This is a genomic window from Algoriphagus faecimaris (assembly GCF_900101705.1).
Lineage (GTDB): Bacteria > Bacteroidota > Bacteroidia > Cytophagales > Cyclobacteriaceae > Algoriphagus > Algoriphagus faecimaris.
In genome coordinates this window covers 82743-98117 of the sequence record NZ_FNAC01000009.1, presented here as the reverse complement: position 1 = coordinate 98117, position 15375 = coordinate 82743, and the positions used below count along the sequence as shown (strand labels likewise).

Genomic DNA, 15375 nt, shown 5'->3' with positions numbered 1-15375 from the left:
TAAGTAGAAACTTTCATTAAAATTATGTCATAGAATCAAAAAGGCGAATTAAATATTGTAAGTGTGGGTTTTCGGGTTTAAGTTTGAAAAATATTTACCAATCAACAGTAAGTGCTCAACCCAAAACCTATGAATCCTGTCGTCTTTTTGCTAAGCTTTATTATTCTCATTGAAAATTAATGTGAGGCACTAGACTATTTATTGATATGAAATAAAATTTGAAGTGCCTCAGCCAGATGAGGCACTTTTTTTATACCCAAAACCTATGAATCTAAAGAAATACAGCTGGGAAATATCCGATAACCCTGAGCATCCTGCTGGAAAGGCCATGCTATATGCCACAGGATTGAGTGATAAGAAAATGAAGCAGCCTTTTGTCGGGATAGCAAGTTGTGGCTATGAGAGTAATCCCTGCAATATGCATCTGAATGACTTTGCTGCACTGATCAAAGAATCATCTCAAGATCAGGAACTCACAGGTTTGGTATTTAATACGATAGGGATTTCTGATGGGACCTCGATGGGGACCTTAGGAATGCGGTATTCTTTGGTTTCTCGGGAGATTATTGCGGACTCGATTGAGTCATTCATTCTAGGACATTCATTTGACGCATGTGTGGCGGTAGCCGGATGCGATAAAAATATGCCCGGGGCGGTCATGGGGATGCTTCGCATCGACCGACCTTCGATTATGGTTTATGGCGGTACGATTGCCTCGGGCAATTACAAAGGCGAAAAGCTAAATATCGTATCTGCATTTGAGGCCTTTGGGAAAAAGATCCAAGGGACTATTTCTGAGGAGGATTATGATGGAGTGATCCGAAATGCCTGCCCTGGTGCGGGAGCTTGTGGTGGTATGTATACGGCGAATACCATGTCCTCGGCAATTGAAGCCATGGGGATGTCTGTTCCCTACTCTGCCTCCAACCCGGCGAACTCGCCCGAAAAAATCCAGGAATGCAAAGATGTCAACGAGTACATCAAAATTCTTTTGGAAAAGGACATCAAGCCAAGTGACATCATCACCAGAAAAAGTATTGAAAATGCGGTGCGCGTCGCCATAGCATTAGGCGGTAGTACTAATGCGGTGTTGCATATTCTTGCCATTGCGCGTACAGCAGGTGTTGATTTTACCTTGGAAGACTTTAAGGCATTGAATGCCAAAACTCCAATGATTGGAGATTTCAAGCCCTCCGGTAAATACCTTATGGAGGATCTGCATGAGCAGGGTGGTTTGCCTGCTTTCATGAAGTATTTTATGGAAAAAGGATTTCTACACGGAGATTGTATGACTGTGACAGGCAAGACTTTAGCAGAGAACCTTGAAAATGTTACACCGATAGTTCCTTCTAAAGTCAATGTAATTCATCCCGTCGAATCACCGATAAAGGAAACGGGGCATTTGTGTATTCTTAATGGAAACCTAGCTCCAGAAGGCGCTGTGGCAAAAATTACCGGAAAGGAAGGTCGATTATTTACCGGACCTGCCAAAGTATTTGATTCGGAAAAAGAAGCAAATGATGCGATCCGAGACCATGTCGTCAAGGCAGGGGATGTCGTCGTCATTCGCAATGTAGGGCCAAAAGGTGCTCCGGGGATGCCAGAAATGCTGAAACCAACCTCTATGATCATCGGAGCTGGTCTGGGAGCTGATGTAGCGCTCATTACGGATGGACGCTTTTCGGGAGGAACGCATGGCTTTGTGGTCGGGCACGTGACCCCGGAGGCATGGAATGGAGGTCCGATTGGCTTGATCCAAGACGGCGATGAGATTACGATCGATACCAATGCCCAATCCCTGTCTGTGAAAGTCAGTGAAGAGGAGTTTGCCAAGCGCAAAAAATCATGGACTCCAAAAGTAATCAAGGGTCTCCAAGGGACTTTAAAAAAATACAATCAGTTAGTTTCCACCGCATCTGAAGGTTGTGTGACCGATAAATTTTAAAAGCTATGAAGGATTCAATGATCAGAGGAGCCGATATTGTAGTTCGCTCGCTAATTGCTGAGCAGGCGGAGATTATTTTTGGATATCCCGGAGGTGCGATCATGCCGGTATATGATGCCTTGTATGATTACCACGAGCAGATCAAGCATGTCCTCACCCGACATGAGCAGGGAGCTATTCATGCTGCCCAGGGATATGCAAGAGTCTCGGGCAAAGTTGGAGTTTGCTTGGCCACCTCAGGCCCGGGAGCGACTAACTTGATTACTGGATTGGCAGATTCCCAGATCGACAGTACACCTTTGGTTTGCATCACGGGGCAGGTTGCTGCTCATTTGCTTGGAACGGATGCATTTCAAGAGACAGATGTAGTAGGTATCTCCATGCCAGGCACCAAATGGAACATTCAGGTTAGAAGTGTAGAAGAAATTGCGCCTGCAATTGCAAAAGGGTTCTACATCGCGAGGTCCGGAAGACCAGGACCAGTATTGATTGATATTACCAAAAATGCCCAAGTGGATTTTGGTGAGTTCAATTATGTCCCTTGCATGGGTTTTAGGTCTTATAAAACTCATCATATCATCGATCAATCTGTGATTTCCCAAGCCGCAAAACTCATCAATGAAGCCGAGCGCCCCTATGTGCTTTTTGGTCAAGGAGTGGTCTTGGGGAAAGCTGAAGCAGAGCTCAAATTCTTTTTAGACAAATCAGGAATACCCGCTGCTTGTACACTTCTAGGTTCAGGTGCGCTTTCAGAAGATCATCCAAATTACGTGGGGAAACTCGGTATGCATGGGAATTATGCGCCGAACCTGTTGACTAATCAATGCGATGTTTTGATCGCGGTGGGAATGCGTTTTGATGATCGAGTTACCGGAGATCTGAAGCGTTACGCAAAACAGGCGAAAGTCATTCACCTAGAGCTTGATGCCGCCGAGATCAATAAAAATGTCAAAGCGAATGTAGCCATACATGGAGACTGCAAAGAAAGTCTCAGCATGCTGACCGAGGCGATCGATCCAAAATCTCATACGGAGTGGATGGGTAAGTTCAGGGAACTCGAGCAAATGGAGAAAGAGGCGGTCATGCAGCATGACATTACCCCAACAAAATTAGGATTGACTATGGGTGAAGTCATCAATCAAATCAATCAATACAAAGCAGATGATGCAGTGCTTGTCACCGATGTAGGTCAGCATCAGATGATTGCTTGGAGGTATTTCAACTACAAAAAAACCAGAACCCAGGTTACTTCCGGTGGTCTTGGTACAATGGGATTTGCTTTGCCGGCTGCTTTAGGCGCTCAACTTTACGATTACTCAAGACAAGTGATTTGTGTCGTCGGCGATGGAGGCATTCAAATGACCATTCAGGAATTTGGCACCATTATGCAGACCAAAGCTCCAGTGAAGATTGTGTTATTAAATAATAATTTTCTAGGAATGGTAAGACAGTGGCAGCAGATGTTTTTTGACAGACGCTATTCTTTCACCGAACTAGATAATCCCGACTTTATCAAAATCGCAGAGGCCTACAACATAAGATCTCAGAAAGTAACCGAAAGATCAGGCCTAACAGAGGCGATTGAAGATATGCTGATTCACGATGGACCTTTCTTTTTGGAAGTGGTCGTAGAAAAAGAAGACAATGTATTTCCTATGATTGCTACCGGGTGCTCGGTTGAAGAAGTACGGCTCTCTTAAAAAAAACCACCTATGAAACGCTATACCATTTTCGTAATCACTGAAAATTTCATTGGAATCCTGAATAGGATCACGATCATATTTACTCGTCGGGGGATCAATATTGATGCATTGACAGCTTCAGAAAGTAGGCTAGAAGGCATACATCGAGTTACCATAGAAGTCACCGCAACTGAGGATATGGTAATTCAGCTGGTCAATCAAATCGAGAAAATCATCGATGTAATCAAGGCCTTTTACCATGAGGATGATGCCGTGGTGTATCAGGAGCTAGCATTATATAAAATACCGGTCGCAAGACTTGAAGCCGGTTTGGAAAAAATCATCCGGCAGCATAATGCAAAAGTGATTTCAGCAGAGCCGGATTTTGTGGTACTTGAGCTCACAGGACACAAAGAGCAGACTCAGGAATTACTGGAAATTCTTAAGGGTTACGGCCTACTAGAATTTGCTCGATCTGGACGTGTGGCAGTGGCCAAAAGGATGCTTACGATCGATTCGCTTTTGAAATAAAATCTAAAAATCAAACTCATAAATCTATTAATCCGAAAATCATGAAATTAAAATTCGGCAACGTTGAAGAAAATGTGGTAACCCGGGAGGAATTTCCCCTAGAGAAAGCCAAAGAAGTATTGAAAGATGAAGTTATTGCGGTACTGGGCTATGGCGTTCAAGGACCGGGACAAGCTTTAAACCTGAAAGACAATGGCTTTAATGTCATCGTCGGTCAGCGAAAAGGATCCAAGACTTGGGACAAAGCTATCGCGGACGGCTGGGTACCGGGAGAGACTTTGTTTGAATTGGAAGAAGCCTGCGAGCGTGGAACTATCCTACAGTTTTTGCTTTCTGATGCAGGTCAGATTGCACTTTGGCCAACGGTCAAAAAGCATCTTACTCCTGGCAAAGCTCTTTATTTCTCTCATGGTTTCGGGGTAACTTACAAGGATAAAACCGGAATCGTGCCTCCTGCTGATGTGGATGTGATTTTAGTCGCCCCAAAAGGCTCAGGAACTTCCTTGAGAAGAATGTTTGTCGAAGGTAGAGGATTGAATTCTTCCTATGCCATCTATCAAGATGCCACTGGCAAAGCCAAAGACCGAGTAGTGGCTTTAGGGATCGGAGTAGGATCGGGATATCTTTTCGAAACTGATTTTTACCGAGAAGTTACCTCTGATTTGACTGGAGAAAGAGGTACCCTAATGGGTGCAATTCAAGGGATTTTTGCTGCGCAATATGAAGTTCTGAGAGCTAATGGACATACTCCATCTGAGGCATTTAACGAGACAGTGGAAGAATTGACCCAATCCTTGATGCCTTTGGTGGCTGAAAATGGGATGGACTGGATGTACGCCAACTGCTCGACTACAGCACAACGTGGTGCCTTGGACTGGTGGAAGCCTTTCCGTGACGCAACTAAACCTGTTTTTGAGGAGCTATATGAATCTGTCAAAACAGGTAAAGAAGCTCAAAAATCAATTGATTCCAATTCGAAGTCAGATTATAGAGTGAAACTTGAAGCTGAATTGAAAGAGCTGCGAGACTCTGAGATGTGGCAGGCTGGTGCCGTCGTCCGTCAGTTGAGACCAGAAAATAACTAATAACCCAAAACCCCAAATAAGATGAGTGACAAGCTGTGGATATTTGATACGACACTCCGAGATGGAGAGCAGGTACCGGGATGTCAACTGAACACCCAAGAAAAAATCATAGTAGCCAAAGCCCTGGAAGACCTGGGTGTAGATATCATCGAGGCCGGATTTCCGATCTCTAGTCCTGGTGATTTCAATTCGGTGGTAGAGATTTCGAAGGCAGTTTCCAATCCGATTATCTGTGCACTTTCCCGGGCAGTGGAGAAAGATATCGAAGTAGCAGCCCAAGCACTTAAATTTGCAAAAAAAGGACGTATTCATACCGGTATTGGGGTTTCTCCTTATCATATACAATTCAAGCTTCGCTCTACTCCTGAGGAAATTATCCGCAGGGGAGTAGCTGCAGTCAAATTTGCCAAGCAGTTTGTGGAGGATGTGGAGTTTTATGCTGAAGATGCCGGTCGCTCGGAACCTGATTTCTTGTGCAAAATCATCGAAGAAGTCATCAAAGCCGGCGCGACGGTGGTGAATATTCCTGATACGACAGGCTATTGTCTTCCTGAACAGTATGGCGGGATCATCGCTGATTTAAAAAACCGGGTACCCAACATCGACAAGGCAATCATCGCTACTCATTGTCACAATGATTTGGGGATGGCGACAGCCAATACCGTATCCGGTGTACAGCATGGAGCCCGGCAGGTGGAGGTGACTATCAATGGCATCGGTGAACGTGCAGGAAATACCTCCATGGAGGAAGTGGTCATGGCGATCAAATGCCATAAATCTATCCCTGTTCATACTTCGATTGATACCCCAAAAATCTACAAAACAAGCCGTTTGGTATCCAAACTGATGAATATGCCGGTGCAACCCAACAAGGCAATTGTAGGTAGAAATGCTTTTGCGCATTCCTCTGGAATCCATCAGGATGGAGTACTCAAGCATAGAGAAAACTATGAGATCATCGATCCCAAAGAAGTGGGAGTGGAGGAATCTTCCATCGTTTTGACCGCTAGGTCCGGAAGAGCTGCCCTGAAACATCACTTGGATGCCTTAGGGGTAGAGCTGGAGGGAGAGGAGCTTCGCAAAGTGTATGAGGAGTTTTTGCTTTTGGCAGATTCTAAGCGTGATATCGGTCGAAAGGACCTTTTAGAATTGGTGGGTAAGTACTTGGATGAGTCGAATTTTATTGAACTGGAAAAAGTGACATATTCATCCAATGGAGAAATCAGTGCGACGGTTCAGCTTAAAATCGGGAATGAAAGTTTCGAAGCCACTCAATCGGGAGTAGGGCCTGTAGATGCGGTGTTGAAGGCAATCGAAACGCTGGTTCAGCCTCAGGTAGATTTGGAGGAATTTCTGATACAGGCCATGACGCACGGATCCAATGACGTAGCAAAGGTTCATATGCGCGTTATTAAATCTGACAAACCTTACTATGGCTTTGCCTCTCATGAGGACATCGTTTTGGCATCAGCATTTGCATTCGTAGATGCATTAAACAAAATACCGGTCAAGGAATACGCGACTGCTTAATTACTATGGAAAAGAAAACATTATTTGATAAAGTTTGGGATGCGCATGTCGTCAAATCGGTCCCTCAGGGTCCGGACGTGTTCTTCATCGATAAGCATTTTATTCATGAAGTTACCTCTCCGGTCGCATTCTTAAATCTGGAGAAAAGAGGCATTGGCGTCAAATATCCAGAACGAACCATTGCCACTCCGGATCATAATGTTCCTACCGTGGCACAGGATCAAACCATTAAAGACAAGCTTTCCCGAATGCAAGTTGAGCGACTCCGGGAGAATTGTAAAAAATACGGGATCGAACTCCACGATTTGGGCACGGCACATCATGGCATCGTCCATGTGATTGGGCCGGAGCTTGGGGTCACCCAACCTGGGATGACCATTGTCTGTGGTGACTCGCATACATCTACCCACGGTGCGTTTGGAGCGATTGCTTTTGGGATTGGTACTTCCGAAGTCGAAATGGTTTTGGCCACCCAGTGCATTATGCAGTCCAAGCCCAAGAGAATGCGGATTTCCGTAGATGGAGAATTGGGTGACGGAGTCACTTCAAAGGATATTATTCTATACATCATTTCAAAAATTTCAGCCGCTGGAGCAACTGGCTATTTTGTGGAATATGCTGGTTCGGCTATTAGAAACCTATCTATGGAGGCTCGGATGACAATTTGCAACATGTCCATCGAAATGGGTGCTCGTGGAGGCCTGATCGCTCCAGACGAAACTACTTATAATTACCTGAAGGGAAAACGCTATTCCCCAAAAGGAGAGGATTGGGATCGTGCGGTTGCCTACTGGAATTCACTTCAAACGGATGAAGGGGCAGTTTTTGACAAGGAATATGCCTACGATGCAGCAGATATTGAGCCCATGATCACTTATGGTACTAACCCTGGGATGGGTATCAAAGTCCTAGGATCAATTCCAACTACTGAAGGAATGGAGGGGTCTAATAAAAAATCTTACCTCAAGTCGCTGGATTACATGGGGTTTCAGCCGGGAGAGGCAGTCAAAGGGAAACTGGTTGACTATGTCTTTGTTGGCTCTTGTACCAATGGCCGAATTGAAGATATCCGTTCCGTTGCTCAGTTTGTCAAAGGGCGAAAGAAAGCTGATAATATTACTGCTTGGATAGTACCAGGATCCAGAGAAGTGGAAAAAATGGCGCATGAAGAAGGCTTGGTGAAAATTCTGGAAGAAGCGGGTTTCGAACTTCGACAGCCGGGTTGTTCGGCTTGTCTGGCGATGAATGATGATAAAATTCCTGCTGGAAAATATGCCGTTTCGACCTCCAATCGAAATTTCGAAGGCCGTCAAGGCCCAGGTGCTAGAACGATGCTTGCCTCGCCTCTGACCGTGGCAGCAGTTGCGGTCACAGGCAGAATCACTGACCCGCGAGAAGTGTTTGAAAATTAATTTTTCAATCTTCCAATCCGTCAAGGCGGACAAGTTCTTCTAATCTTTCAATTTGAAAAAAATGGCTTACGATAAATTTACAGTACTAAAAAGTACAGCAGTTCCATTACCCGCAGAGAATGTGGATACCGATCAAATCATCCCCGCTCGTTTTTTGAAAGCTACTGAGCGAGAAGGTTTTGGCGATAATCTATTCCGAGACTGGAGATATGACGTAGAGGGCAATTCCAAAAAAGATTTTGTGCTCAACGACCCCACTTATTCTGGCAAAATCTTGGTAGCAGGCAAAAACTTCGGCTCAGGCTCCAGTCGCGAGCATGCCGTATGGGCGATCTATGATTACGGTTTTCGCTGTGTGGTTTCCAGCTTTTTTGCCGATATCTTTAAAAACAACTGTCTCAACATCGGGGTACTTCCGGTGACCGTTTCTGCGGATTTCGCTGAGAAGTTATTCGAGGCAATTGAGCAGAACCCCAATGTCGAAATCGAAGTGAACCTTCCCGAACAGAAAATCACACTCCTTTCCACGGGAGATTCGGAGTCTTTTGACATCAATGAGTACAAAAAGGACAATATGCAAAACGGGTTCGACGATATCGACTATTTGTTGAATATGTCAGATGAAATCGATGCGTTTGTGGCTTCTAAATAAAAAGAAAAATGGAGGCGAATAGGAGAATAGAAATCATGGATACCACGCTGAGGGATGGAGAGCAGACCTCGGGGGTTTCCTTTTTGCCTTCGGAAAAGCTTCAAATCGCCAAACTCCTTCTAGAGGAACTCAAAGTGGACCGGATCGAAGTCGCTTCGGCGAGGGTGTCTGAGGGAGAATTGGAAGGGGTTCAAAAAATCACCCAATGGGCAGCTCAAAAAGGTTACTTAGATAGAGTAGAGGTATTGGGTTTTGTGGATACTCCTGCTTCAGTGAACTGGATAGTAGAGGCTGGCGCTCGTGTGATGAATTTGCTAACCAAAGGCTCACTCAATCACCTGACCCATCAACTTAAAAAAACACCTGGTCAGCATTTTGAGGATATTCGACGGAGTATTGGCTACGCGCAGGACAATGGAGTGTCGGTGAATGTGTATCTAGAAGATTGGTCCAATGGGATGCGGAACTCCGAAGATTATACCCTCAGTCTCATTGAATTTCTCAGCATTCAGCCCATTAAGCGAATCATGCTTCCGGATACCTTGGGGCTTTTGTCTCCAAATGAGGTGAGGACCTTCTTTGATGAATTAGTGGAAAAATTTCCTACTGTTCATTTTGACTTTCATGCACATAATGATTACGACCTTTCGGTTGCCAATGTGATGGAAGCAGTTCTTCATGGGGCTTCTGGGATTCATACCACGGTCAATGGTCTGGGTGAACGTGCTGGAAACGCTCCTTTGGAGTCCGTGATTGCGGTTATTAAGGATTTTACAGACTTGGAGATCAGCGTGCAAGAGCAGAAGATTTTCCGTGTTTCCAAGCTGGTTGAGCAGTTTTCCGGACATCATATTCCCGCAAATAAACCGGTGGTCGGAGAAAATGTCTTTACCCAAACTGCCGGGATTCATGCTGACGGGGATAATAAAAAGAACCTTTATTTCAACGACCTGATGCCAGAGCGATTTGGGCGTCAACGGAAGTATGCTCTTGGTAAAACCTCAGGTAAAGCCAATATTCTCAAAAATTTGGAGGAATTGGGGATTTCTTTGGAAAAGGATGAACTCACCAAAGTCACCCAGCGAATCATCGAGTTGGGGGACAAAAAGGAGCGAGTCACGACGGAAGATTTACCTTATATTATTTCTGATGTCCTACAGAATAATTCGATTATCAAAAACATCAGTATTGAAGGTTACCATATGACCCATTCGAAGGGATTGAAGCCGACGGTGCAGCTTCGAATGAACATTCATGGGAAGTTTTTTGATGCAAGTGCCACAGGAGACGGACAGTACGATTCATTTATGCGTGCATTGAAGAAGATTTATAAATCAATCGGGAAAGAGCTGCCTAGGTTGACCGATTATCATGTTTCCATTCCCCCTGGTGGAAAGACAGATGCCTTTGTAGAAACCGTCATTACTTGGGAATTTGGGAAACTATTTAAAACAAAGGGCCTTGATGCCGATCAAACCATAGCAGCCATGAAGGCGACAGAAAAGATGCTCAATATTATCGAGACAATCAATTACAACCCAGAAAAAGAACAATCCACCTATTATGGAAATGAATATCGCGTTATTGCCGGGTGACGGCATTGGTCCTGAGGTTATCGCTCAGGCAGTCAAAGTGGTGAAAGCTGTAGGACAAAAGTTTGGTCATACGATTACCTTCAAAGAAGGACTAGTTGGTGCCTGTGCCATCGATGCTACCGGGGATCCGTATCCAGATGCTACCCATGAAATTTGTGCGGCATCAGATGCTGTCCTTTTCGGTGCAATCGGAGATCCGAAATATGACAATGACCCGAAGGCGAAAGTTCGTCCTGAGCAAGGTTTGCTCAGAATGAGACAAAAATTGGGTCTTTTCGCCAATGTGCGACCGACCTTTACTTTTCCCTCTTTGGTTCATAAGTCTCCACTGAAACTCGATCGTGTGGATGGAGTAGATTTTGTCTTCTTTCGTGAGTTGACAGGAGGGATTTATTTTGGGGAACCTAGAGGCCGTAATGAACAAGGGACCAAGGCTTTTGACACCAATGTATACAGCAAAGAAGAGATTGTTCGATTGGCCAGAATGGGGTTTGAAGCGGCGCAAAAACGGAGAAAACTGCTGACCTGCGTGGACAAAGCCAACGTCATGGCAACCTCCCGGTTGTGGAGGGAAACGGTTCAGGAGTTGGCTTCCGAATACCCGGATGTGAAAGTAGAATACGAATTTGTGGATGCCGTGGCTATGCGGCTGATCCAGTGGCCCAAAGCCTATGATGTGTTGATTACCGAAAATTTGTTTGGTGATATTTTAACTGATGAAGCTTCGGTGATTTCAGGAAGTATGGGCTTGATGCCATCCGCTTCCTTGGGTTCCAAAGTGAAGTTATTTGAGCCGATTCACGGATCCTATCCTCAAGCTGCCGGCAAGGATATCGCCAATCCGCTCGGGACAGTACTATCAGCAGCTATGATGTTTGATTATGCTTTTGATATGAAAGCTGAGGCAGATACGATTTCTGATGTGGTGAATCTTTCCTTGGCTGAGGGCTATGTGACCGAGGATATTGCTGACGGAGGAACTGCCTATAAAACCTCCCAAGTGGGTGACTGGCTGGCAGCGAAGATTTTGGGATAGTATTATTCCCATAAAAACTGAAGAGACTGCCTCAGAAATGGGGTGATATAAACCATTTGCAAGAAAAAAATGAAAAATTTTTCATTTTTTTCTTGCAAATCTCATTCTGGGGGGGGGTATTTTTAGTTGTACAAAATGATCTAGGTCAAATTAATCTTTGTTCCATTTAAACATTTAACAAAATGAAAAAGAAAGTATTAATTCTATCTGTATTTGGTCTCCTTGGGGCATTTATCTTTTCGGGAATTCAAGATGCAGAAGCTACGAAATGTGATGAGTTCCTTGAATTCCACAAGAAAAAATTTTTGGTAACAGGTTGTAAGTGGAAAGTTACAGAACAATGCATGGTAAGATGCAAGCCAAACGAAATGCCAAAACTGCCATCTTTAAGTTTCTAGTAATTTAATATTTTCGCTAAACTTAATCCTCCTGTGGGAGTAATCTCACAGGGGGATAATTTTATGACAGCATGAGAGTTTGGTTAATCATTTTCATTGTATTGATCTTTGCTTGTAAACCAGAGGCTGAGAAATCAGAGATTCGATTTATTGACCCGGTATTTGAGGATGGGCCAATCAAGGATTTCGTGAATATCAAAAATGTTACGGTTTTGGACTTGCCTGATTCCATTGATCTGGGAGCAATTAAGCAAATTGAATTCTATGATTCTTTAGTTTATTTATTGGAAGATGGTATTTACTCGTCCATACTTGTTTTTGACCAAAAAGGAAAGGTTGAAAGACAATTATTGCGATTGGGTAATGGTCCAGGTGAGTATATAAACATTGATTTTTTTATCCTAAATGATTCCTATCTGGCAATTTATGATAGACAACAAATGAAATTTGTCAAATACTCCCTTTCACATTTCGAAAAATTTGAATCTTATAAGACAGAAAATTATTTCGTCGGAGGAGTTTCTTTGCCCAATAATACTTTTTTCCTTGTTTCAGATACAGATATTGAAGAAGGGTATCAACTTGGATATATCTTTACTGACTCTGACTTTAGCAATATCAAAACATTTCCACAACCTACAGGTACTATTGAAGGCTTTTTGCCGCAAAGTATATCAAATTTTATTAGTCAACACCATATAATTCAAGCTTTTAGCGATAACTTATTTCAAATCACTTCTGATTCATTAAGTCTTGTGACTTATGTGGATTTTGGAAAAAAAAGTTTACCGAAAGAAGTGTCTTCCTTTAATCAGGCCTATGAACTATATGATGTACTATCCTCAGGTTCCTATTATTTTGCTCCTACGAACCTTCTTGTAAGAGATAGTGTAATTTCATTTAATTTCTTTAACGAAACTATTGACAATCAAAACTTTGGATTGATCCAAAATGGGAACGCTTACCGTTTTTCGATTGATTCCGATCTGAAGGAGCTCTTCTTAAAGCCTATCACCGTTCGTGAGGATTTATACCATACGGTCTTGCTGCCCGGAGAGTATGATGAGGAGGTAATTGATATCTTAAACCTAACTGAAGTTGACTATGAAAAGCCCATTTTGGTGTCCTATACAATCGGTCAGTAAAGCCTTGACCATTTTTCTTTCTTTGGTCAGTGTTGTCACGCTTGCCCAGGACAGGCATCAGGTCAATTTCTCTACCCTTGAAAAGACTCCATTGACTTATTTGAGAATAATGGTAAAAGAAGGAAGCTTTGTTGGGTACACTGATTTATCGGGGTATTTGCACTATAAGGAGGATCAGATTCCTAAAAATTCATCGCTCTACATTTCAGGATATGGGATCAATGATACGATTTTTACTTTGCAAAATCTAAAAGAGTTGGACACTGTGTTTCTTAAGTCTAAGGAAATAGTGCTTCCGGAATTTGCAGTAAGTTCTGCCCAATTAGAAAAGCTGATCATAGGCAATTCAAATGAAGGGGGATGGGAGGTGAAATCACCAATAAAATCATCTAACCCTAAGGAAGGTAGTGTCTACCGTTATACTATCCGTATTAAAATACCAAAAAATAAAGGCTATTATTTAGGAGAATTAAAATTTTTTGTATCAAAAATTCTTACATCAAAAGTAGATCTATCGCTTAGGGTTCTTGTTCCAAAACCCACTTTAAAAATTAAACCAGGTACAATCAATTATATTCAGGATTTTTCAGAATTATTAAAGGAAAATATGATCGTTACTATTGACGATCCAGGATGGAAAACTGTTGAGTTCATGGAGCCAGTTCTAATTCCTGAAGGAGTAAAGGATCTCTTTTTTGTTTTTGATCTTTTGGAAGAAAAACCCACTTCTAATTTTGCGTTAGCAAATCAAAAGACAAGCAAAAGCATTGATTTGGGCTTCTATTCTACTGAAGGGCATATTGGAGTTTTTAATCTTGACCCAATCCATCCTGCAGTGGAGGTTACTTTCTTGAAAGAGAAATAATCAACAGTAAAATTCAGGTTTACCCAATAGTCTGAGAATCGAAAAAAACCTCCCAAGTGGGCGACTGGCTGGCAGCGAAGATTTTGGGATAATCCCAATTCTTGCAAAAGTGTAGCTGTTCGAAATTTGCTGTCTCGAGTCTCATTGAAAACCACCTCAGAAATGGGGTGGTTTTTTTGAAAAAATAAAACCGATCACCGTTCGTGAGGATTTATACCATACGGTCTTGCTGCCCGGAGAGTATGATGAGGAGGTAATTGATATCTTAAACCTAACTGAAATTAACTATGAAAAGCCCATTTTTGTGTCCTATACGATCGGTCAATAAGTTGCTGATTGTTCCTCTTTTATTGATCTTTGTTCAGTCATTTGGACAAGAAAAAAGTGCTACTTATTTCTATTCCTCCAATGAGCAGATTCCCCTTGCCTATCTCAGAGTACAAGTGGAAGATGGAAGCTTTATGGACTTCACTGATCTCGCTGGGAAACTGCAATACCTAAAGCAAGAGATCCCCGAGAACTCCTCGATCAATATATCTGGCTATGGGATCAATGACACCTTGCTTTCTATAAAGCAGATATGGGAGCTAGATACGATTTTTTTAAAGACAAAAGAGTTTGAGCTTCCTGAGGTTGCTATTAAATCAACTTTACTGAGTGAACTAAAAATAGGTGATGCCTCAGCTGATGGCTGGGAGGTATCAGATCCAATGACTGTTACAGGAGGACCCGAAGGTGAGTTTTACCGCTATACCGTTCGACTCAAAATACCGAAGAAAAAGCAACTTTATTTGGATGAAATTAAATTCTATGTGTCTGAAATTTTAGAAGAAAAAGTGAATGTGTCCATTCGCATGCTTTATCCAAATATTGGATTTCAAATTAAACCCGGAAAAATAAATTCTATTAATGAATTCAAAGAATTATTAGAGGGAAATAAAGTGGTTGAAGTATCCATGCCGGGTTGGACGCAAGTAAGTTTTGAGGAACCTGTACCTATTCCCGATAGTGTAAAAGATCTTTTTGTAGTTTTTGATCTCTTGGAAAAAGAACCTAAATCTAGATTTGCCATTGCTAATCAACGAGTAAGCAAGGCAATTGATTTGGGATTCTATATCACAGGAGGAGAAATTGGTGTTGCTAATCTACATCCCATCCATCCTGCAGTTGAAATTACATTTCTGAAAGAGAGGTGATCAAAAGAAGAATTCAGGTTATATTTTTGATTTTGAGAAGCGAAAAAACCTCCGAAGTGGGAGACTGGCTGACGGCGAAGATTTTGGGATAGTATTATTCCAATAAAAATGAAGAGACTACCTCAGAAATGGGGTGGTATAAACCATTTGCAAGAAAAAATGAAAAATTTTTCATTTTTTCTTGCAAATCTCATTCTGGGGGGGGGTATATTTGGTTGTGCACAATGATCTAGGTCAAATTAATCTTTGTTCCATTTAAAGAGTTAACCAAATGAAAAAGAAATTAATTTACTTAATGAGCTT

General features: G+C 42.6%; 13 protein-coding genes. All 13 read left to right on the top strand.

Features of this window, described 5'->3' with window-relative positions:
- Nucleotides 1–265 precede the first annotated feature (265 nt).
- The 13 genes from ilvD (at nt 266) to BLQ57_RS06570 (ending at nt 15072) form a co-directional block, all read left to right on the top strand.
- Entirely contained in the window at nt 266–1945 is a 1680-nt protein-coding gene (ilvD, locus tag BLQ57_RS06630) for a dihydroxy-acid dehydratase (RefSeq protein WP_087938585.1), read from the top strand.
- A gap of 5 nt (nt 1946–1950) precedes the next feature.
- Nucleotides 1951–3645 carry a biosynthetic-type acetolactate synthase large subunit gene (ilvB, locus tag BLQ57_RS06625; RefSeq protein ID WP_240507761.1) on the top strand — a complete coding sequence of 565 codons (1695 nt, stop codon included), beginning with the start codon at nt 1951–1953 and terminating at the stop codon, nt 3643–3645.
- A gap of 12 nt (nt 3646–3657) precedes the next feature.
- Nucleotides 3658–4158, top strand: coding sequence for an acetolactate synthase small subunit (ilvN, locus tag BLQ57_RS06620; RefSeq protein ID WP_087938543.1), 501 nt, complete (start codon nt 3658–3660; stop codon nt 4156–4158).
- Nucleotides 4159–4199: 41 nt separating this feature from the next.
- Entirely contained in the window at nt 4200–5243 is a 1044-nt protein-coding gene (ilvC, locus tag BLQ57_RS06615; RefSeq protein ID WP_087938542.1) for a ketol-acid reductoisomerase, read from the top strand.
- A 21-nt stretch (nt 5244–5264) separates the two neighbouring features.
- Entirely contained in the window at nt 5265–6773 is a 1509-nt protein-coding gene (locus BLQ57_RS06610) for a 2-isopropylmalate synthase (protein WP_087938541.1), read from the top strand.
- Nucleotides 6774–6778: 5 nt separating this feature from the next.
- Nucleotides 6779–8185, top strand: a complete 1407-nt coding sequence (gene leuC / locus BLQ57_RS06605; protein WP_087938540.1) for a 3-isopropylmalate dehydratase large subunit — start codon at nt 6779–6781, stop codon at nt 8183–8185.
- Between the two features lie 61 nt (nt 8186–8246).
- Nucleotides 8247–8837, top strand: coding sequence for a 3-isopropylmalate dehydratase small subunit (gene leuD, locus BLQ57_RS06600; RefSeq protein ID WP_087938539.1), 591 nt, complete (start codon nt 8247–8249; stop codon nt 8835–8837).
- 8 nt (nt 8838–8845) lie between these two features.
- The gene (locus BLQ57_RS06595) at nt 8846–10432 is read left to right on the top strand and encodes an alpha-isopropylmalate synthase regulatory domain-containing protein (RefSeq protein ID WP_087938538.1); all 1587 of its coding nucleotides are present in this window, start codon (nt 8846–8848) and stop codon (nt 10430–10432) included.
- Nucleotides 10401–11468: a 3-isopropylmalate dehydrogenase gene (gene leuB, locus BLQ57_RS06590; protein ID WP_087938537.1), complete on the top strand. Its 1068-nt coding sequence runs from the start codon at nt 10401–10403 to the stop codon at nt 11466–11468. The genes BLQ57_RS06595 and leuB overlap by 32 nt, the downstream gene beginning before the upstream one ends.
- Nucleotides 11469–11650: 182 nt before the next feature.
- Nucleotides 11651–11866: a hypothetical protein gene (locus BLQ57_RS06585; RefSeq protein WP_087938536.1), complete on the top strand. Its 216-nt coding sequence runs from the start codon at nt 11651–11653 to the stop codon at nt 11864–11866.
- Nucleotides 11867–11937: 71 nt separating this feature from the next.
- A complete protein-coding gene (locus BLQ57_RS06580; protein WP_087938535.1) occupies nt 11938–13011 on the top strand; it encodes a 6-bladed beta-propeller in 1074 nt (357 codons plus the stop codon).
- 109 nt (nt 13012–13120) lie between these two features.
- Nucleotides 13121–13876 carry a hypothetical protein gene (locus BLQ57_RS06575; protein ID WP_139162681.1) on the top strand — a complete coding sequence of 252 codons (756 nt, stop codon included), beginning with the start codon at nt 13121–13123 and terminating at the stop codon, nt 13874–13876.
- Nucleotides 13877–14163: 287 nt separating this feature from the next.
- Nucleotides 14164–15072 carry a hypothetical protein gene (locus BLQ57_RS06570; protein WP_139162680.1) on the top strand — a complete coding sequence of 303 codons (909 nt, stop codon included), beginning with the start codon at nt 14164–14166 and terminating at the stop codon, nt 15070–15072.
- Nucleotides 15073–15375 lie beyond the last annotated feature (303 nt).